Raw genomic sequence first — 19,704 nt, 5'->3', positions numbered from 1 at the left:
ATTAACCCCTTGATTAATTAATTGGTACATCTAATTAATTATAATAGTTAAAAAATTAACTGTCTACTCTCATTTGTTTTTTTTATATATAAAATAAAAAAAGCGCCTTTATTATGGCGCTTTTTTATTTTATTACTTTGTGATAGACTTATCTAGGAGCACCAACAGTAGTAGGTCTCCCAGCAGGAGCTTCTGAACCAACCGGATCAACTGCTACCATGTCATCACTTTCATTATTATCAACAAGTGTAGGGTTTTCTTTAAGCATGTAGCCTCTACCCCAAACAGTTTCAATATAATTTAAACCACCTGATGCATCAGCAAGTTTCTTACGTAACTTACATACAAATACGTCGATAATTTTTAATTCTGGCTCATCAACACCACCGTATAAGTGACCTAAGAAATCTTCTTTCTTAAGAGTTGTACCTTTGTGCATAGCTAAAAGCTCGATAATTTGGTACTCTTTACCTGTAAGATGTAAAATATTTCCGTCAACTTCTACAGATCTTGTATCTAAGTTGATTGTAACTTTGTCAAATCTGATTACAGAATCAGCATGACCTTTTGAACGACGTACAATAGCATGAATTCTTGCTAATAATTCGCTTCTGTCATATGGCTTTGTAACATAATCATCAGCACCAAAACCAAGACCTTTTACTTTTTGTTCTGCAGCAGATAAACCAGAAAGAATAAGAATAGGAGTTTGTACTTTATTACTTCTTAATCTTAAAAGCACTTCATACCCGTTAATATCTGGAAGCATGAGGTCTAGAATAATGATATCATAATCATATACTTTTCCTAACTGCGATCCTTCCTCACCTAAAGTTGCAATGTCGCACTTTATGTTATCAGCATCTAACATTAGTTCAATTGAACGGGCTGTTGATGGATCGTCTTCAATAAGTAAAGCTCTCATTTATTCTTTCTCCTTTAAAAGTTCTAATTTTTTGTAACGAACACAAAAAAGTATTTCGTTATTGCCAATTAGGCAACATATTTTTAAAAATGATAAATACAACGCATGTTTTAAAATATCAACATTTATTTTTAAAACTTTACAAATAGTTGTATTTTTTTATTAAAAATACTCTTTTGAGCGTATTTTTTGTATGTAGAAAGCTAATATATCTAAAAAATGATTAAAAGTCAAGATTAAATTATAGCAAACTTTACCATTTTGCAACAATTATTAATAGTTAAGCAAATCTTCTTGAATTTCAATTGGCTGAATGCCATTTTTGGAATTTAATATATAGCGATAAACCTGTAAATTTTCAAGTATTCTGTACACATAATTACGAGTTTCATTAAATGGAGTGGATTCTATCCAGTTTATAACCTTATCTAAATCAGTAAATTTACTTGGATCTCCAAACATTTTAAGCCATTTCCTTACATTACCTGTTCCTGCGTTGTATCCCATAAAAGTCAGATAAAGGTTACTATCGTATGCATTTAAAAGCTTGTGCAGATAAAACTGACCTAGGTTCATATTATATAGAGGATCAGATGTTAAGCTTTTCAAACTGTACTGAACTCCCAGCTGAGCTGCATTCTGCTTAGCCGTAGACGGTAAAAGCTGCATCATACCGAGAGCATTAGCTGAACTTTTTGCATATTGGTAAAAATTACTTTCCTGTCTTGTAATTGCAAATATAATAGCTTTTTCAATTAATGGGTTAAAATTAAGTTTAATCCTTGGATAACCAATATCGTAAAATAAATGCCCTTTTTGTGCCGCCTCTTTAGCAACTTCAACAGTAATATTTTTCAAGTTATAGCTTAATGGCAATTTAGCATACATGTAACTTTCAGCTTTAGACTTTGAATGCCTGACTGATGAATTAAGAAATTGCTTTGCTACCCCACCCTCTTTAACGCCAAGTAGTATTTTAGCTATTTTATATTTTACATTACCTTCTGCTCTAGAAGCAGATTCCTTATCGATTTTTGGAGCAGCAGGTAAACTAAAATTTTTCTTACCTAGCTTAAATAATGCAATTTGTCCAAAAAACTGCTCAGGGTGTTGTCCCGCCACTTCAAACCATTTATGGCTTTCTTCATTATTTCCCGCTTTTTTATAAGCCATACCCAGCCAGTATGCAGCCCTTACCTTACTCATAGTATATTTTACACCGTTATACATACGCGCAAAGTGCTGACTAGCAGTTTTATAGTCTTTTAAGTATGTTAGGGCAAGCCAACCACTTAACCACTCGCTATCAGCAAAATCTACACCTTCTGTAAGTCCATGATTTTTAATAATATTATAAGCTTCTTTATAATTTTTTAGATTAATTGCTTCTCTGGCTCTGAGCTTTCTAATACCAATCCATTTTTCAGGATATGGAACGTTTTTTCCTGCCTGAATAAGCAAATCATCTACTCTATCTGTATGCCCTCTTTCTTTATAAAACTTTATTAAACTATATATAACTAATGGGTTTTTATAATGTTCAGGTGCAATTTTTGGCGGTTTATTTGCTCTAATCTGTTTAATATTATCATATAAAACCTTATGACTTGCTGAAAGTTTACTATATATGTTTTTAGCAGCAGTTGTTTTATCTTGCCAAAGTAGTCTCATAACTCTTTGATAATGATCACTTTCTTGTAATATTTTACTATATTTTTGGATGAATTCCTGCTCTTCTTTACTGGAAAAATCACCATTTACCCATGCTTTTTTAATAAAAATAATTTTTTTACTATTTTCTTTAGTGTTACTAGCATGCAAAACATTACAAACTTTATGCGCATTACCGTGTGATGGAGTAATACTTTTGCAAAATTTTTCAGCTATTTTACGATCGCTGTTGTATGACATCTTGCTTTCAGCTAAAGCATTTATCTTTTTATGTTCAGGGAAATCAGGGTATTTCAAAATAAAATTAGCAATTTCTTCAAATGAAGCATTACTTTTAGAGTCTTTTACATATAGCCATTTGCTTAAAAGAGAGTATTCTAAGTTTTTAGAAGTTTTTGAAACTTTAGTTAAATAAGACCAGTTATTTGTTTTATAAGCATTTATTAAGGCTTTTGCATTTGTATCAGCAGCAGTGGCTTGATTCAAAGACAAAAATCCCATTAGGACAATTAAGCTGGTAATTTTGAGCATGATATATTATATACATTTTCGAGATCTAATTTATATTATAATCTAAATTTTGCTATTTAGGAAGAGAGGTTTAAATGAAAATTGCATTTGCTTTCCCAGGTCAGGGTTCACAGTCTATTGGAATGGGAAAATCTTTATATGATAATTTTAGTGAAGCTCGCGAAGTATTTGAGGAAACTAACGAAGCTTTAAAACAAAATCTATCAAATTTAATTTTTACTGGTACTCAGGAAGAACTAACAATGACAGAAAATGCGCAGCCCGCTTTAATGGCTGTTTCTATGGCTGTTATAAATATTCTTAAAAAACAGGCGGGTTATAACTTAAAAAATAAAGTATCTCTGGCATTTGGGCATTCTCTTGGGGAATACAGCGCACTCACCGCAGTTGAAATGTTTAAAGTAGAACAAAGCGCAAGATTACTCAGAATCAGAGGCAGAGCCATGCAGGAAGCAGCACCAAAAGGCACAAGCGGAATGGTTGCATTACTTGGCTGCGATATAGAAACAGCTGAAATGATAGCATCTTATGGCAGAAGCCAGGGTCACATATGCCAGGTAGCAAATGATAACGCTGAAGGACAAATTGTGATAAGTGGTCATTTAGAAGGTTTAGAGCTAGCCATTGCGAAAGCTACAGAGATCGGCAAAAGATCAGTAAAACTCCCGGTAAGCGCAGCATTTCATAGTGAACTTATGTTACCAGCCCAAAAAGTTATGGAAGAAGCTTTAGCAAAAGAACAGCTTGGCGATATGATTATTCCAATCATAGCTAACGTTACCGCAGATATTTGTAACGATTCAAACTTAGCGCGCGATTTATTAGTAAAGCAGGTGTCAGGAAGAGTAAGATTCAGGGAATCAGTGCTTAAGCTTCAGAGCGATGGTATTACACATGTAATTGAAATAGGTGCTGGTAAAGTGCTTTCAGGCATTATTAAAAGGGTTGCACCAACAATTCAGACAATAAATGTTGGCACACCAGAAGAAATTGAAGCATTCCTTGCAATGTAATTGACGAAAAATATTATTTCATTTAATTTTGATAAAAAAATAGGAGACTTATTATGGTATTAGAAGTTACAGATGGATCGTTTGAAGATGATGTTTTAAATTCAAAGGAACCAGTTTTAGTAGACTTTTGGGCAGAATGGTGTGGCCCTTGCAGACAACTTACTCCAGTAATTGAATCCATTGCTGCAGATATGCATGGAAAGCTTAAAGTTGTTAAGGTTAATATTGACGAGAATCCAGACACACCAACAAAATTTGGCGTAAGAGGAATTCCAACACTTATGGTATTTAAAGAAGGCAAACTTCATGATACAAAAGTTGGCGCTCTTCCAAAATCGCTATTAGTTGACTGGATTAACTCTAAACTTTAGTAATCTATGTTTATATATGGCATTGAAATAGAGTTTTACCTTGGAAATGCCAGTTTTGAAGTTATTCGGCAGTATCTAAATCAGATTTCTGCCGAATTTTCTTTAAATTTTATTGATTTAAAAAAGGAAGATGGTGAAAACCAATATGAAATCGCCCTTCCCCCAATAGCTGATAAATTTTTACTCATAAAATTACATAATCAAATTTACAATTTTCTTATTGACCAAGAATGTATACTTAATACCAAGCCTTTTGAAACTGAACCATCAAGCTCCCTTCAAATAAGCATTAGCCTGAAAAATCATGACAATGAAACATTCGATTATATGCTTGCAGGTTGTTTAGAAAGAATGCCAGAAATGCTGAAAATTTTTAACCCTTCAGAAGAAGATAAGGCAAGATATATTAAAGGTACGATTCATACAGCTACTAAGCTTTGCTGGGGTAGTAATAACAGATCAGTTGCTATTAGAGTTGTAAAAAACGAAGAAGGCATAAAACGCATGGAATTTAGAACGATTTCAAATAGTTCCAATTTGGAAAAATGCCTTGAGATTATAGAAGAATCAATTATATACGGCATTCACAATAAAACTTCTCTTCCACAAGCTACTTTTGGCAATGCAAATGACGATCAGTATAAGCTTCCTTTGATATTGGATTATTTATAAAGTTAGAGATTTACGCATTTGAAACTCTTCAAGTTTTTCATTAATCATTTCCTGAATGTCATCAATCATTTTCATATTACAATCTCCATCACAGCTATATAAGTACTTACGAGTTTTTAAAAAGTCTTTTAATTGTTCTTTCTGATTATCTATAGTATTTCTAAATCCATCAACTGAAATTCTGGACAAATAACCATCATAATATTGTTCTATCATATTTTTATTAAACAATATCATATAGGGTCTCACATATTCATAAGCTTTTTTAAAGTTATCTTTTTGATTTCCCTCAATAAACTTTTCTATTTCATTGTCAGATGATGATAATGCATATAAATTTTTGCCTCCTAAAGAAGTCAGCAATGTTACCATTATTTTGCTTTTGTATTCAATAGCTAAATCTAAAGCAGTCATACCCCAGTTATCGATGCTATCAACTTTAGCTCCATGCATGCACAATAGACCTATCATATTATACTGCCTATTCATTACAGCACAAAACAATGGGGTACGACCAAAAACATCCGTCACGTTTAGATTTGCGTTTTCTAAAATTAACTTATAAACCTCGGTATAGTCATTTTTCTGAACACATTCATGCAATTTACTCATCAATAATATCTCAATTAAGTTAACGGATTAACTAATGTTAATATATTAACGTATAAGATGCAAATAAACTTCTGAATGTGAAGACCATTTGAACTGATCAATAAGAGCAGCTTTTTGAATTTTATAACCAGCCTGAACAAGATGCTGTAGATCACGCTCTAAACTAATTGGACTACAAGATACTATATGAACGTTTTTAACTTTAGACTTAGCAATTTCAATAAACTGTGGTTCTGCACCATTCTTAGGAGGATTGATAATGATAGAATCATATTTAGGAAGCTCTTTATGCGATAGAGGACTTTTAAAAAGGTCTCGTGTAAAAAATCTGATATTATCAATCTGATGATTAACTTTTAAACTGCTTATGACATTATCAATTTTATCATCGCCATCAAAAGCATCAAATTTTAAAGCATGTTTATATAAATAAAGGCTGTAGGCAGCAACACCAGAAAATAAATCAGATATCTTATCATCATTATTTAGAGTAGGTAATATCAGGTTGGCGATAATTTCATTAGTATCACGTGATGCCTGAAGGAAAAAACCATTATAAGGCACCTTAAAACCTGCAATATCAATAGTATTTTCTTCTACAAGCTCTATAACCTCGGTACTTGCACCATTCTTACGAATAGATTTGAGTTTTTCTATAATTTTGTCACTTAAAACTTCACATGAGTTTATCTCAACTATATCTTTTGAGTTTCTTTTGTAAAAACCTATTTTACCGTTTTTAGTATGAAACTTGGCTTTACGACGAGATTTAGGTGATACATCTATAAATTCTATATTTTCTATCAGCCCACCTGCTCTGTTAATAGCATTCCTTACCACTTCAAGCTTGGTTTGAATATATAAATCCTGATTTAAGTGCTGCATTTCACAGCCACCGCATATACCAAAATACTTACAAGGCGGTACAGCGCGCATAGGGCTAGGGCTTACAACTTCAACAATTTCCGCCTGAATTAACTTACTGTTTTGTTTGATTATTTTGACTTTTAAGGTATCGCCCTTAGCTGCAAACGGCACTATAGTTTTCTGACCATTAATATAGCCAATACCATCGCCCATAAAGCCTTGCTTTTCAATAAATATTTCTGTTGTCACTTGATTTAATTATCTTGCTTGTTGTGTTTTCTTAGCTTGTGAATCTACCGACTGAACCTGACCTCTGTCATTACCATACCCAAAACTTAAAAAGTCTCTGTTAGGATCTGGTTGCCAGCTCATTCCTGTACCTGCCATTTTCTGACCATATTGCTTTATAGCATCCTTATCCTGAGGGCTAAATTTGCTTACGGCCTGCTTTAGGCTTTCTAATATTTTTTTTGGAAGTTGAGCCGCCATTTTATATCCTATGATAATTCTTGAGATCCTTTCCCTTTATTCTGTTTTGCAGGTTTTTCATTTATATCAGAATCTTTTACAACTTGCACTAATTTTTGTAAGCTACCCTTCACCCTGTCAACTTCAGCTGCAAGAGTTGCATTTATTCTTCTGCCTCTCATATTACCATTTTGAGACAATTCCTTAAGCTCATCAAAGAGTTTCGCCTTACCTTTTACAGATTTTTCAGTTTTAAGCTGCTCTTTAAGTTCTTTTATTCTAGCTTTTACGTCAAATCCTTCAAGACCACTCTTATTGTCCTTACTTGAAGTTGCTTTTTGAGGTTTTTTACCTTCAGTAATTTCTGCTTTTTGAGCTTTTGAATCTTTTTCGAAAGATGTTGTAGTATTATTTTGAGAGAGAGCATCTTTCATCGCATTAATGCCCATAGAAAGCTTATATGCTTCAACTGCAAGACCTTCTGCTGACATATCTTTAGTAGTGGTAATTTTTGCCCTGATGCCGGTTCCTTTTTTACCACCACCGCTATTTGCTGATAATGATCCGCCAGCATCAAATCCTTCCATATGTGCGCCTGCTTCAGCCTTTTTACCCGAATGCTTTTTGCCAGATACATCTGAAGTAGTTATAGATTGAGCCACAGCTCCTTTAGATGTAGTTGAAGTATGAGTTTGAGCGCCTAATCTACCGCCTGAATTTGCACCTAAATTACCTGTAACATCAAAGACTTCCAGACCTGATTCTGATCCATTACTAATGCCCCTAGATGCAGAGGGCATATTATTTATTTGCGCACTTGATGCTACAGCCTGATTCTTTGTTACCGTTGCCTGACCAGAAGCAGCTTTAGCACCTACTTTACCCTTACTAGTAGAATCAGCATCGCCTCGTATATTCACATTATCCATGCCTGTATTGCTTACAGCTGCGCTACTTGCCCTACCTTTTTGAGCTGAAGGCATGCCAACAGAAGATTCATAACCCGCTGATTTTAAGAATTGAGGACTTAGCCTTGATCTGCTGTTTGGTTCATCTGAAATAACCATGCCAACAATGGTACCTCTTCTTATTAATACGGTATCAACCACAGCTTTCCCACTTGCATCCCTTATAATATTACCAATAGCGTCTTCTCTTGGGATAGTATAAATACCTGAAAATGTAGATGATGGCTTAAGTGTAATACCCTCAGGTGCTTCGATAATTTCTAAAATTGCATCTATTCTTTTGCCATAAGCAATTGCACCCTGCTGAGTTTCAGTTATTGTCAATTTTCTTCCAACGCTTGCAAGATTGTCCCGCGCTTCTAATGCTGCATCTTTATCATTAATAATAACCTGAGTTTTCTTGCCTTTAGCTGTAGAAAGCGCTTCAGAATATAAGTTAGGGTTAAGGAATCCTAGTAATTTGTCTAAAAATGTAAGGTTAGAGTTACCGTACTCATTTTCATTAAGGTCCACTTCATTGGACGTATTTTTAAGCCATAACTTGCCTTTATAATTTTGGGTAGCGCCATTATTTTGAACTGCGCCTTGAACCTCTCCTTCGGAATCTCTATTATTTGTTGGTTTATTTGTACGCGGCATAATACATAACCTTAAGTTTTTAATTTATTAAGCATATCTTATTCTATATTGATATTACATAAATTGTAAATAATTTAATTTTTATAAATATAGATTTTTTACAAAATAATTCTTGATTTATCAAATACTAGATATTATATTTTCCATGTTCAACAGAAGGGTCCTTAGTTCAGTGGTTAGAACCCTCCGCTCATAACGGAGCTGTCGCAGGTTCAAATCCTGCAGGGCCCACCACCTTCGAAATTATTATGATTTCTCATTTTTTTCAGTATATAATCCTTAAATTATTTCAAATAATACTTGCGCCCTTTTCAATACAAACTACAGCTAAGATTACGGGTCAAATCGCTGTTTTTATTGGAAAATTCCATAAATCATCCGAAATTGCTTTCATGAATCTAAAGACTATATATCCACAAATGTCTGATTCTGAAATTCATCATACAATTAAAGATGTATGGATGCATTTAGGTATGAACTTTGGTGAATTCATGAAGATGAACAGTTTATCTGACAATGAATTTCTGGATTTATTTGAAAATACTGAAATGAAAATACTTCAAGAACTATATGATAAATATGGAAAAGTTATTTTAGTATCAGGTCATTTTGGAAATTGGGAGTTAGGACCAAAGTTATGCAATATTCATAATATGCCTTTTAGCTTAGTTTACAGGCACTCAAACAATGGCTTTGTAGATAAGGCAATCTCAAGCATTAGAAGCAAATATACGACAGGGCTATTTAATAAAGGTGTAGTTGGCGCAAAAAATATGATTAAAGCCATAAAATCACCAGAAAACTTGATTTTGTGTATGCTTATCGATCAAAAAATGAATAATGGCGAAAAACTTAAGTTCTTTAATCATGACGCCATGACTGCAACAGCCGCAAGTGAACTTTCTATAAAATATAACTTACCCATTATTATAGCTTCAGTTAGAAGAATTAGAAAAGGCGAAAGTAAATTCTCATTTGAAACTAGCAAAGTAATATTACCACAAGAAACCGACTCAAAAATTTTGGCACAAACCCTAAATGATGAAATCGCTTTAATTATAAATAAAAATAAATGGCAGTGGTTCTGGGTACATGACAGATGGTCTTTCTTTAAAAATAAGAAATAAATCCTTAATTTAACTAGATTTTTTAAAAACCAATACTATAACAATTAATAGTTATTAATACTTAATAGTTATAGGTTTCTATCATGCTTTCTTCAATTATCTTTCCAGAATCAACTAAACATCATTTAGCCTCAATAACTTTATCAAAATCGAGCATATTTAAAATAGCCTCGGAAACTTTAACTCATTTATTAAGTGAGGAATTTGAATTTACCCTAGATGACAAAGATACATCTATGTACTTTTTAGTTCAGGAAGATCAAATTAATGAAGAAATTGTAGCCGGATTTTTATATAACTATAACTCAGCTAAATGTTCAGTTTTTAACTATAGAAGCTTGTATTTGAACAAAACCGTTTTTAGCGCGAAGCTTCAGACCTCAATTTTTGCTTTAGTCATGTATGCTTTTCAAGCAAACCTAGAGTTTGTTAAAAAATACCCTGATGTTACTCAGGATAACTATCAGGAAATTTTAATCAAAAAATTAAGCTGGTATCATAAGTCACTTTATAACTTAGAAAAATTCGAGCTAAACTTATTAGAAACCACGTCATATGAAGATGCTATTAAAAATATCTTTGATTATAATGAGGTGCAATATAGAGATTCTGGTAAATGTATTATATCAAGTTCCCTTGACGATGAGACTTGTAAACAAATTAAAAACCGTATAGAAAATAGTGGCATTTCAATAAGTTTTCGTAAAAATGAAAGTAGCCTAAGTCCAATTTTCATCAGAATCATTATTAAAACCTCAGAGTTTAAAAATGCTTTTGAAGAATCAAAGGCAAGACTTATTACTAAAGGCTCAAGTCATGGACACGAAGAATTTATAGCTCAATTAGAAGAGAATTATAGAAGTAAGGTAATCCAACCAAAAAACTACAACTATGAAAGCCCAACTTCTACTAGCTCTAGCTCAAGTAATGAAGAATTAAAAGATACACAGAAAAATAATAGTCCATTTTGCATTCAATAATTTTATGAATTATTGCTTATGATTTATTTAATAAACTTACATGCAAAAAACTTGAGGATTTTAGCATTAGGCACAAGAACCTCTAAAATAAAGGCTTCTTGATAACTAAGAAGCCTTTAAATTTACAAACTATTTCTCTTTCCTTTGATCAAAGCCAACATAATTTCTAACTTCTTCACCAAGATAAAGTTGTCTTGGTCTGCCAATTTTCATATGTTCATCACCAATCATTTCTTTCCACTGCGACACCCAGCCCGCTGTTCTTGCAATTGCGAATAATACAGTAAACATTTGGGGGGGGATTTTCATAGCTCTGTAGATAATACCTGAATAGAAATCTACGTTTGGATAAAGTTTCTTATCAATAAAATATTGATCATGAAGCGCAATATTTTCAAGCTCCATAGCAATTTGCAGCATTGTATCATTTTGTCTGTTAAGAGCAGTAAGTACTTCATGACATGTTTTACGAAGAACCGCAGCTCTAGGGTCATAGTTTTTATAAACCCTGTGGCCAAAGCCCATAAGTCTGAATGGATCATTTTTATCCTTAGCTTTAGCAATGAATTCAGGAATACGGTCCACAGAACCAATTTCCTCAAGCATTCTAATTACTGCTTCGTTCGCACCACCATGTGCTGGTCCCCAAAGGGATGCAATACCAGATGCAATACAAGCAAATGGGTTAGCGCCACTTGAACCTGCAAGTCTTACCGTTGAAGTTGAAGCATTTTGTTCATGATCAGCATGTAAAATAAAGATTTTATCCATTGCTCTACCAAGAACTTCATTTACCTGATAATCTTCAGTAGGAACCGCAAACATCATACGAAGGAAATTTGATGAATAATCTAAGTCATTTTTTGGGTACACAAATGGCTGACCGATAGAATATTTATATGCCATAGCCGCAAGTGTTGGGATTTTTGCAATAAGTCTATATGCTGCGTTTAACCTTTCTTCTGGTTCATGAATATCTAAGCAATCATGGTAGAAAGCAGATAAAGAACCTACGGCACCAACCATTACAGCCATAGGATGCGATCTTCTTGGGAAACCACGGAATAAAAACTGTAACTGCTCATGAATCATAGTATGCTTTTTAATTTTTTTCACATATTCTTCATACTGATTATGGGTTGGAAGTTCTCCATTAAGAAGCAAATAAGAGACTTCCATGAAATTACTTTTCTCAGCAAGTTCCTCAATTGGATACCCCCTATGTCTTAAAATACCTTTATCACCATCAATAAAAGTAATACCTGAATCACAGGAAGCAGTAGACATAAAACCAGGGTCATATGTAAAATAGCCACTTTGACTATAAAGTTTTGTAACGTCAATTACATTCGGACCACTTTTAGCTTCTAAAATTGGAAGTTCAATAACCTTCCCATCTGGTAACGTAATAGTTGCTTTTTGCGACATAAAATTCCCTCTTGAATATACTAAAAATTTATATTTATACTTTTATGTTACTATTTTTTAGAATTTTTTCAATTTTTATTAGATCAAACCACATAATCTTTTTTTGAGAAGGCTGCCTAAGTAAGTATGCAGGATGAAATATAGTATAAGTTTTAATTGGTCCTTTTAAATACTTATTAATATATTCAAATGGTTTTTCCCTAAATTGATTCATATTATAATTTTTTTGCGTAAGATTTTGTGCTGCCACACTTCCTACCGCTATAATTATTTTAGGATTTATTAGAGCAATAATTTTTTCAAGCATCGGTCTGCAAATATCTAACTCATCATCTGTTGGCTTACGGTTTGCAGGTGGTCGCCAAAAAACATTATTCGTAATAAATACGTTTTTATTACGATCAAGACCAATAGATTTGAGCATAAGATCAAGCAATTGACCGCTTTGACCACAAAATGGTCTACCTTCAAGATCCTCTTGCGCTCCAGGTGCTTCTCCTATTAATAATATCTCTGCTCCAATCGTGCCATCGTACATAACAGTATTTGTTGCAAATTCTTTTAAGCTACAACCATCAAATTTATTTATATATTCAAATAAATCCTGAATATTATCTATAGAGTCTACAGGATTAGACTTAATATCCTGTTTTACTTCTTCTATTAGCATTTCTCCCTCGCCTGTTACTTCATCTACGCCCATCTCTTTGTACATATGAAGTAACTGATTTTTAAAATCCATTTTTTTGCCTATAAATCTTTAAAATTATGTGCATTCTATACCACACAATAACTAAAATCAAAGAATTATAAAAAAATTCCTTGACTAAACATAAATTATAAGACATAACATAGCAATATTAGCTGATTGCAAAAATTCAAGCTATTTTGTGCCCGTAGCTCAGCGGTAGAGCATCTGACTTTTAATCAGAGGGTCGAAGGTTCGAACCCCTCCGGGCACACCACTTCCTCTTCCAGAAAATTATTCCTTACATTTTTACATTCTAAGTTATTGATTTATAAAGTTTTTTTATAAAAAACTTATTTACACCATTAATTTATTTAGGCATACTTAAAAAGTATTAATTTTATAACAAAAAACAAATATTAGGTATGTTATATGAAAATGTATGTAGGTTTAGTTTCTGCGCTATCTATTATAGGTCTTGCCTCGTCTGCTTACGCAAGTGAGCATATGCATTTTAACGCTGCAAATACTGCTTTTATATTTTTATCATCAATACTTGTTATGATAATGACCCCAGGGCTTGCACTTTTTTATAGTGGTATGGTGAGGAATAAAAACGTAGTCTCTACAATTTTGCATAGTTTTATTAAACTATCTGTGGTATCTGCGGTTTGGATTATTTGCGGATATAGCATTGCATTTAGCGATACAAGCATTAACGGGTATTTTGGCGACTTAAGAAATTTTATGCTAAACAATATAACGCTTAACGACATTTATTCTGAATCAAGCGGAATCCCAACCTACTTATATGTTATGTTTCAAGGGATGTTCGCCGTAATAACTTCAGCTATTATTACTGGATCATTTGCAGAAAGAGTAAGAATGATTCCTGTTATGATATTTGCAGCTTTATGGATAATATTTGTATATGCCCCTGTTGCACATTGGGTTTGGGGAAATGGCTGGTTACATAAAGCACTTCATCCTCTTGATTTTGCAGGCGGAGCTGTAGTACATTTAAATGCTGCTATAGCAGGCTTAGTTGCTGCTTTAGTAATAGGCAAAAGAACTCAATCTGGTTCAGATGCTAAAGCACATAATATTCCAATTACTATATTAGGATGTAGCTTATTATGGTTTGGCTGGTTTGGTTTTAATGCAGGAAGCGAACTTGCAATTAATCAGGTCGCTATCATAGCGATGCTAAATACAAATGCAGGAGCAGCAGCTGGTGCAATTGCTTGGATTACAATATCTTATATTCATGAAAAGAAAATTAATGCACTTGGAATTATAAACGGGGTGATCGCAGGACTTGTTGCTGTTACACCAGCAGCTGGATATGTAGAGGTCTCAAGCGCCCTTATAATTGGTTTCTTTGCTTCTATTTTCTGTTATTGGGGCGTTATGATTGTAAAACCAAAAGTTGGCTATGATGATTCACTCGATGCTTTTGGTATTCATGGTATCGGAGGTCTTTGGGGATCAATTGCAACTGGTATATTTGCAAGTAAAGCTGTAAATCCAAATGGTGCGGATGGTCTTATACATGGCAATATGGAACTTGTTGTAAATCAGATTTTATCTTCATTTATAGTAATTGCATACTCTGCAGTAGCAACTTTCATTATTCTTACAGTTCTTAAATCTTTTGTAAGATTAAGGGTAACACCGCTAGAAGAAAGACGTGGACTTGACAAAGTAGAACTTGGTGAAGAAGGTTATAGGTTATAGCTAAGTCTTGACATCTGAGCCTTATTTAGGATATTGTCCTCTTAAAATATACCTAAATATATTCTCGGAGAAATACACATGTTAGATCCATCTGCAATTATAAGTGATCTTAAAAAACGTATGGAAGGTGCAAACGGTACACTTTCAAATAACCTTAAAGGTTTAAGAACTGGCAGAGCTTCAACAAACTTACTAGATAGCGTTGCGGTTGAAGCTTATGGCGATAGAGTAAATATTACTCAAGTGGCATCTGTTTCTGCTCCTGAACCTAGAATGTTAGTAGTCCAGGTTTGGGATAAAGGTTTAGTTAAAGCCGTTGAAAAAGCTATCGTTATCGCTGATCTTGGTTTAAACCCTATGTCAGATGGTCAGCTTATTAGACTTCCTATGCCACCACTTACAGAAGAAAGAAGAAAAGAACTTGCAAAGGTTGCACATAAATACGGTGAAGAAGCTAAGGTTGCGGCTCGTAACATTAGACGCGATATTTTAGATGCATTTAAAAAGCTTGAAAAAGATAAAGTTATTAGTGAAGATCAACATAAAAACTATCAGAAACAAGTACAAGACGCTACAGACGAATTTACAAAAGGCGTAGATAGTCAGGTTTCTACTAAAGAAAAAGAAATTCTTGCAATGTAATTAAAGTGTCAAATATAGTTTCCCCTGATTTACATGTCGCCATTATTATGGATGGAAATAGCAGATGGGCAAAAAAACGTTTTTTGCCTACTGCTGAAGGTCATAGAAGGGGAGCTAAAAACCTAAGATCTGTATGTGAGTATTCACTTGAATTTGGCATAAAGTACCTTACAGTCTATGCTTTTTCTACTGAAAACTGGAATAGACCACAGCAAGAAGTAAATGACCTAATGGATTTACTAAGGCACTATCTTAAAAGCGAACTTGATACCCTACATAAGATGAATATCAGACTTGCAGTAATTGGTAACTTATCAATGCTGTCATCTGATATTAATAATATGATAGCTGCCGCTATTCATAAAACTAAAGATAATACAGGACTTTACCTAAATATTGCCCTAAGTTATGGCGCTCGTGATGAAATAGTAAATGCTACAAAACGCATTGCAAAACTGGCTGCCTATAAACAAATTACCATAGATGATATTGACACTAATTTGTTTGAAAAACATTTATATACCAGCCATTTACCTGATGTAGATATTTTAATAAGAACAGGCGGAGATTACAGAGTAAGTAATTTTCTTTTATGGCAAATTTCTTATGCTGAAATGTTTTTTACAGATACCTTATGGCCTGATTTTTCAAAGGAAGATTTAAGCAATATTGTTACAGAGTTTAATCAAAGAACCAGAAGATTTGGATCCAGAGAAGCAATTTAAAAAAGGCTCATTATGAGCCTTTTTTAATTATTGTATTTATGGTTGCTGTTGAAAGCCTTGAGGATTCGACTGACCTTCAATTTTAAAGATCCATGAACCACCAGATACATCTAATAATTTTTCACCAGCTTTACGTACTAAACCCCATTTATTAGACTGTTCCTGAACATAATCTTGATAAATGTTTTTTTCATCAACTGTTCCGTCTGGCTTAATCTCAGCTTTTTCAAATCCAGCTTCTTGTTTATATGATCTCATGGACAGCACTGAAGCTGCAGCAAGTGCAATTACTCCGTATACTGGTATTCCTATACCCATGAAGCTTGTAACTGGTGCTAATAACAGAGGCAAACCATATTTTACTCCTCCTTTAGCCACCCACTCAATAGGAGTTTGCGCACCAAATAAGAATGTATTTACAAGAAAGTCACCGAACCCGCTAAATTTTGGCGCAACTTTACTTCCGATAAAGCTCCCCATAACGTGCATCGTACTACTAAATGTCTCAAGTGCTAAGAAAGCTCCAACCTGATACATTAAAAATTTACCTGATGCTTTTGCTACACCCTTCCACGATTTTAAGCTAAAGAATCCTTCCCAAGATTGTCTTACTGTTCTTATATAATCTGGCAACTTAAAATAACCAACCGCAAGCTGCGTTAATGTATGACCAACTGTTAGATTAACAAATAATCTTGATGCAACACCCGCTGTTGCTGCAAATAAAGCTGGAATTGGCAGCGATAGAAGCGCAAATGCTGCAACACCTGCAACGGCAGCAGCAATAAGCTTAGATTCAATGTAATAAAGTCCAAACATATCTGATACGTTTTGCAACAACTTAGTAGCACCAAATGAATATAGCGTTGAGCCAAGCGCTAGTACCGCAGAGAACTTATAAGCCGCAGGACCTAAAATTGCTAAAGCCGGAATAGCTGCATTAGCTATTACTAATCCCATCGCTAAAAATGTCAGTAATTTAGGTCTATGGAAGTATTCACCTAAAGCAGGATTATTATCTTTTATTTTTTTAATCCCATAATAACCTATACCAACTACAGATGCTGTAAGTAACGGGCTACCAAGAATATAAGCCGCATATTTATAAGCAAATAATGAACCGAGTAAGCTCAAAATTTCCACAGGAGCTGTTTTTTTTATTTTTTCCCAGTCTATTTTACGTGTAAGAGCCATAATACAATCACTTATTAAAATTAATCATTAACATATTAACATTTTGTTAGTATTTTGTCAAGATATTTACTAATTATATATTAATAATAGTTTATTCCAAAAAATTCAACTATTTATGGCTGCACCTCAAGACCATCATAGGCGAAAAATTTTCCTGAGCTTTCTGGTGTAATGTCTAAAATAACCTTAACCATCTGATTTACAGAGAATTCTGGTGTAAATATCTGTTTTTCAGGAATATTTGCATGAAATGGCTTAGATAATTTAGTATTCACAGTTCCAGGGTGAAGCCCAATTATAATGCTCTCAACCTTTTTTCTTTTAAGCTCAATGCTAGCAGTCTTTATAAGCATATTAAGCGCCGCCTTTGATGCTCTATAAGAATACCAGCCACCAAGATGGTTATCTGATATACTTCCAATCCTTGCAGATAATATCCCAAATCTACCATTATCAGAAAGCTTGGGCAAAAAATGCTTCATTATAATTGCAGGAAGCACGGTATTTACTTTTAATATATGCATCATTTTAAGTTCTGAAACTTCTTTAATAGATTTTTCAGGCATAATTCCTTCATCATGAAGTATACCACTTGCTAAAATGATGATATCAAATTTTGGCATATCAGGTAGAATGTCTAACCACTGATTTTCATCAAAATAATCTACTTTATAAGCTTTTACTTTAGGACTTTCATGATTAATGAGATTACGAGAAAATGCATATACTTCAGCAATATTATCCATATTAGCATATTGAGTTACAAACTCATTACCAATGGCACCACTTGCACCTATCACAGCAACTTTAATCATTTTCTTTTACCAAACTTTTGTTTTTTCTGCATTTATCTGAGCAGTATTTAATATCTTCCCAAACCCTTTGCCACTTTTTACGCCATGTAAATGGGCGCTTACAAACTTCACATATTTTTTCGGGTAAATTTTCTTTTTTAACTTTATTGGGCATATTTAAAAGGAAGAGGTTCAAAATAGCTTTAAACCCCTTTATTTTTAGAAATTAAGTGCTTTCCCGAACGCAGCGGCTAAACATGCCTCTTTTACTGCTTCGTTTAAGGTTGGATGTGGATGGCATGATCTTGCCACATCTTCAGCAGATGCGCTAAATTCCATAGCTAAAACTAGCTCAGATATCATTGTACCAGCATCTGCACCAATAATATGAGCGCCTAATATTTTATCAGTTTTTTTACAAGCCAGAATCTTTACCAGACCAAATGTATCGTCAACTGCTCTTGCTCTACTGTTTGCCAAAAATGGGAATTTACCAATTTTATACTCAGTGCCTGCTTTTTTAAGCTCTTCTTCGGTTTTACCGACAGTAGCTACTTCTGGATGGGTATAAACCACACCTGGAATTGCGTCATAATTAACGTGACCTGCCTGACCTGCAATAATCTCTGCTACCGCAACGCCCTCTTCTTCTGCTTTATGAGCAAGCATAGGACCTGTAATAACATCACCAATAGCATAAATATTAGGAACATTTGTTCTAAAGTGGTGATCAGTTACAACTCTTCCTCTTTCATCAAGTTTTACTCCTACTTTTTCTAAGCCTAAATCTTTGGTATATGGAACACGCCCAACTGCAACAAGTACAACTTCAGCTTCTAATGCCTCTTTTTTACCATCTGCTACAGACTCGATATTCAGTATCACTTTATCTTTTTTATTCTCAGCAGATAAAACTTTATTGCCGAGTTTAAATTCCATGCCTTGCTGCTCTAAGCTTTTTTGGAGCTGTTTTGCAATTTCAGAATCCATTGACGGCGTAATTCTATCTAAAAACTCAACAACGGTTACTTTTGTACCAAGTCTTTTCCAAACTGATCCCATTTCAAGCCCAATGTATCCACCACCAATTACAATCAGTGAACTTGGAATTTTACCAAGAGCAAGCGCCCCTGTAGATGAAACAATAGTCTTTTCATCTATTTCAACATTTGGAATTCTGGCAATGTCAGAACCTGTTGATATTATGATATTTTTTGTTTGAAGTACTGAAGTTTTACTATCTTCAGCTTTAACTTCAACTTCACTTTGTGATTTGATAGAACCAAAACCGTTAATATAGGTAACTTTATTTTTAGTAAAAAGACCTTGAATTCCTTTTGTAAGATCGCCTACAACTTTATCTTTTCTTGCCATCATTTCCGAAAGATTCACACTCACATCTTTTGCATGAATGCCATGATTTTTAAATGAGTGCATAAGCTCTTCATATTTATGTGAAGAGTCCAGCAAAGCTTTTGATGGAATACATCCAACGTTTAGGCATGTGCCGCCTAAAGTTTTTCTCATCTCTACTACAGCAACTTTATGTCCAAGCTGAGCCATTTTAATAGCGCCAACATATCCCCCAGGACCACCACCAATAAATACTGTATCAAATGTATTTTCTGTCATAATTTTATATACCCTAAAAT

The 19,704-nt window shown here is 33.8% G+C and carries 18 protein-coding genes, 2 tRNA genes and 1 pseudogene; 10 read left to right on the top strand and 11 right to left on the bottom strand.

Features of this window, described 5'->3' with window-relative positions; all coding sequences use genetic code 11:
* Positions 1-256 precede the first annotated feature (256 nt).
* Positions 257-925, bottom strand: a pseudogene (locus BGO27_01115) (DNA-binding response regulator).
* 273 nt (positions 926-1,198) lie between these two features.
* On the bottom strand, positions 1,199-3,097 hold the full coding sequence (locus tag BGO27_01110; GenBank protein ID OJV14071.1) for a hypothetical protein: 1,899 nt from the start codon (positions 3,095-3,097) through the stop codon (positions 1,199-1,201).
* A 104-nt stretch (positions 3,098-3,201) separates the two neighbouring features.
* Between BGO27_01110 and BGO27_01105 the strand changes: the two genes are divergently transcribed.
* Genes BGO27_01105 through BGO27_01095 form a run of 3 tightly spaced genes read left to right on the top strand, consistent with a single transcriptional unit; the run spans position 3,202 to position 5,183 of the window.
* Positions 3,202-4,140 (top strand): [acyl-carrier-protein] S-malonyltransferase, encoded by a 939-nt coding sequence (locus tag BGO27_01105; protein ID OJV14070.1) that lies wholly within the window; start codon positions 3,202-3,204, stop codon positions 4,138-4,140.
* A 53-nt stretch (positions 4,141-4,193) separates the two neighbouring features.
* Positions 4,194-4,511, top strand: a complete 318-nt coding sequence (locus tag BGO27_01100; GenBank protein ID OJV14069.1) for a thioredoxin — start codon at positions 4,194-4,196, stop codon at positions 4,509-4,511.
* A 6-nt stretch (positions 4,512-4,517) separates the two neighbouring features.
* Positions 4,518-5,183, top strand: coding sequence for a hypothetical protein (locus BGO27_01095; protein OJV14068.1), 666 nt, complete (start codon positions 4,518-4,520; stop codon positions 5,181-5,183).
* On the opposite strand, the gene BGO27_01090 is transcribed toward BGO27_01095, so the two are convergent.
* From BGO27_01090 to BGO27_01075, 4 genes are all read right to left on the bottom strand, one after another.
* Positions 5,178-5,636, bottom strand: coding sequence for a hypothetical protein (locus BGO27_01090; GenBank protein ID OJV14067.1), 459 nt, complete (start codon positions 5,634-5,636; stop codon positions 5,178-5,180). The two genes, BGO27_01095 and BGO27_01090, sit on opposite strands and share 6 nt — an antisense overlap.
* A gap of 204 nt (positions 5,637-5,840) precedes the next feature.
* Positions 5,841-6,911, bottom strand: coding sequence for a hypothetical protein (locus BGO27_01085; protein OJV14066.1), 1,071 nt, complete (start codon positions 6,909-6,911; stop codon positions 5,841-5,843).
* Positions 6,912-6,920: 9 nt separating this feature from the next.
* Positions 6,921-7,151 carry a hypothetical protein gene (locus tag BGO27_01080; GenBank protein ID OJV14065.1) on the bottom strand — a complete coding sequence of 77 codons (231 nt, stop codon included), beginning with the start codon at positions 7,149-7,151 and terminating at the stop codon, positions 6,921-6,923.
* Between the two features lie 8 nt (positions 7,152-7,159).
* Complete coding sequence (locus BGO27_01075; protein OJV14064.1) at positions 7,160-8,737, bottom strand: hypothetical protein; 1,578 nt, start codon at positions 8,735-8,737, stop codon at positions 7,160-7,162.
* Positions 8,738-8,895: 158 nt separating this feature from the next.
* Between BGO27_01075 and BGO27_01070 the strand changes: the two genes are divergently transcribed.
* From BGO27_01070 to BGO27_01060, 3 genes are all read left to right on the top strand, one after another.
* Positions 8,896-8,971, top strand: a tRNA-Met gene (locus tag BGO27_01070).
* Between the two features lie 14 nt (positions 8,972-8,985).
* Complete coding sequence (locus BGO27_01065; GenBank protein ID OJV14063.1) at positions 8,986-9,864, top strand: hypothetical protein; 879 nt, start codon at positions 8,986-8,988, stop codon at positions 9,862-9,864.
* Positions 9,865-9,947: 83 nt separating this feature from the next.
* Positions 9,948-10,844, top strand: coding sequence for a hypothetical protein (locus BGO27_01060; protein ID OJV14062.1), 897 nt, complete (start codon positions 9,948-9,950; stop codon positions 10,842-10,844).
* 129 nt (positions 10,845-10,973) lie between these two features.
* On the opposite strand, the gene BGO27_01055 is transcribed toward BGO27_01060, so the two are convergent.
* Together BGO27_01055 and BGO27_01050 are read right to left on the bottom strand one after the other, a co-directional pair.
* A complete protein-coding gene (locus tag BGO27_01055; protein ID OJV14061.1) occupies positions 10,974-12,272 on the bottom strand; it encodes a citrate (Si)-synthase in 1,299 nt (432 codons plus the stop codon).
* A 34-nt stretch (positions 12,273-12,306) separates the two neighbouring features.
* Positions 12,307-13,014 carry a hypothetical protein gene (locus BGO27_01050; protein ID OJV14060.1) on the bottom strand — a complete coding sequence of 236 codons (708 nt, stop codon included), beginning with the start codon at positions 13,012-13,014 and terminating at the stop codon, positions 12,307-12,309.
* 148 nt (positions 13,015-13,162) lie between these two features.
* On the opposite strand from BGO27_01050, the gene BGO27_01045 reads away from it, so the two are divergent.
* From BGO27_01045 to BGO27_01030, 4 genes are all read left to right on the top strand, one after another.
* Positions 13,163-13,237: transfer RNA gene (locus BGO27_01045), tRNA-Lys, on the top strand.
* 230 nt (positions 13,238-13,467) lie between these two features.
* A complete protein-coding gene (locus BGO27_01040; protein OJV14140.1) occupies positions 13,468-14,697 on the top strand; it encodes an ammonia channel protein in 1,230 nt (409 codons plus the stop codon).
* A gap of 78 nt (positions 14,698-14,775) precedes the next feature.
* Positions 14,776-15,339 carry a ribosome recycling factor gene (locus BGO27_01035; protein OJV14059.1) on the top strand — a complete coding sequence of 188 codons (564 nt, stop codon included), beginning with the start codon at positions 14,776-14,778 and terminating at the stop codon, positions 15,337-15,339.
* A 47-nt stretch (positions 15,340-15,386) separates the two neighbouring features.
* On the top strand, positions 15,387-16,064 hold the full coding sequence (locus BGO27_01030) for a di-trans,poly-cis-decaprenylcistransferase (protein OJV14058.1): 678 nt from the start codon (positions 15,387-15,389) through the stop codon (positions 16,062-16,064).
* A gap of 36 nt (positions 16,065-16,100) precedes the next feature.
* Here BGO27_01030 and BGO27_01025 read toward each other — a convergent pair whose 3' ends face one another.
* The 3 genes from BGO27_01025 to BGO27_01015 all read right to left on the bottom strand — a co-directional run bounded on the left by BGO27_01025 (position 16,101) and on the right by BGO27_01015 (position 19,684).
* The gene (locus tag BGO27_01025) at positions 16,101-17,258 is read right to left on the bottom strand and encodes a hypothetical protein (protein ID OJV14057.1); all 1,158 of its coding nucleotides are present in this window, start codon (positions 17,256-17,258) and stop codon (positions 16,101-16,103) included.
* A 113-nt stretch (positions 17,259-17,371) separates the two neighbouring features.
* Entirely contained in the window at positions 17,372-18,073 is a 702-nt protein-coding gene (locus BGO27_01020; protein ID OJV14056.1) for a hypothetical protein, read from the bottom strand.
* A 198-nt stretch (positions 18,074-18,271) separates the two neighbouring features.
* The gene (locus BGO27_01015; GenBank protein ID OJV14055.1) at positions 18,272-19,684 is read right to left on the bottom strand and encodes a dihydrolipoyl dehydrogenase; all 1,413 of its coding nucleotides are present in this window, start codon (positions 19,682-19,684) and stop codon (positions 18,272-18,274) included.
* Between the last annotated feature and the right edge of the window lie 20 nt (positions 19,685-19,704).

Source organism: Alphaproteobacteria bacterium 33-17, from assembly GCA_001897445.1.
Taxonomy (GTDB): domain Bacteria; phylum Pseudomonadota; class Alphaproteobacteria; order Rickettsiales; family 33-17; genus 33-17.
Note: the sequence above shows the minus strand (reverse complement) of the source record. Positions and strands in the feature narration are given on the sequence as shown.

Excerpts from the sequence above, each read along its gene's own strand:
- BGO27_01060 (OJV14062.1), top strand. The coding sequence starts at position 9,948 with ATGCTTTCTTCAATTATCTTTCCAGAATCAACTAAACATCATTTAGCC.
- BGO27_01100 (OJV14069.1), top strand. The coding sequence starts at position 4,194 with ATGGTATTAGAAGTTACAGATGGATCGTTTGAAGATGATGTTTTAAAT.
- BGO27_01040 (OJV14140.1), top strand. The coding sequence starts at position 13,468 with ATGCATTTTAACGCTGCAAATACTGCTTTTATATTTTTATCATCAATA.
- BGO27_01110 (OJV14071.1), bottom strand. The coding sequence starts at position 3,097 with ATGGGATTTTTGTCTTTGAATCAAGCCACTGCTGCTGATACAAATGCA.
- BGO27_01035 (OJV14059.1), top strand. The coding sequence starts at position 14,776 with ATGTTAGATCCATCTGCAATTATAAGTGATCTTAAAAAACGTATGGAA.
- BGO27_01055 (OJV14061.1), bottom strand. The coding sequence starts at position 12,272 with ATGTCGCAAAAAGCAACTATTACGTTACCAGATGGGAAGGTTATTGAA.
- BGO27_01025 (OJV14057.1), bottom strand. The coding sequence starts at position 17,258 with ATGGCTCTTACACGTAAAATAGACTGGGAAAAAATAAAAAAAACAGCT.
- BGO27_01065 (OJV14063.1), top strand. The coding sequence starts at position 8,986 with ATGATTTCTCATTTTTTTCAGTATATAATCCTTAAATTATTTCAAATA.
- BGO27_01050 (OJV14060.1), bottom strand. The coding sequence starts at position 13,014 with ATGGATTTTAAAAATCAGTTACTTCATATGTACAAAGAGATGGGCGTA.
- BGO27_01105 (OJV14070.1), top strand. The coding sequence starts at position 3,202 with ATGAAAATTGCATTTGCTTTCCCAGGTCAGGGTTCACAGTCTATTGGA.
- BGO27_01030 (OJV14058.1), top strand. The coding sequence starts at position 15,387 with ATGGATGGAAATAGCAGATGGGCAAAAAAACGTTTTTTGCCTACTGCT.
- BGO27_01080 (OJV14065.1), bottom strand. The coding sequence starts at position 7,151 with ATGGCGGCTCAACTTCCAAAAAAAATATTAGAAAGCCTAAAGCAGGCC.
- BGO27_01095 (OJV14068.1), top strand. The coding sequence starts at position 4,518 with ATGTTTATATATGGCATTGAAATAGAGTTTTACCTTGGAAATGCCAGT.
- BGO27_01015 (OJV14055.1), bottom strand. The coding sequence starts at position 19,684 with ATGACAGAAAATACATTTGATACAGTATTTATTGGTGGTGGTCCTGGG.
- BGO27_01020 (OJV14056.1), bottom strand. The coding sequence starts at position 18,073 with ATGATTAAAGTTGCTGTGATAGGTGCAAGTGGTGCCATTGGTAATGAG.
- BGO27_01090 (OJV14067.1), bottom strand. The coding sequence starts at position 5,636 with ATGCATGGAGCTAAAGTTGATAGCATCGATAACTGGGGTATGACTGCT.
- BGO27_01075 (OJV14064.1), bottom strand. The coding sequence starts at position 8,737 with ATGCCGCGTACAAATAAACCAACAAATAATAGAGATTCCGAAGGAGAG.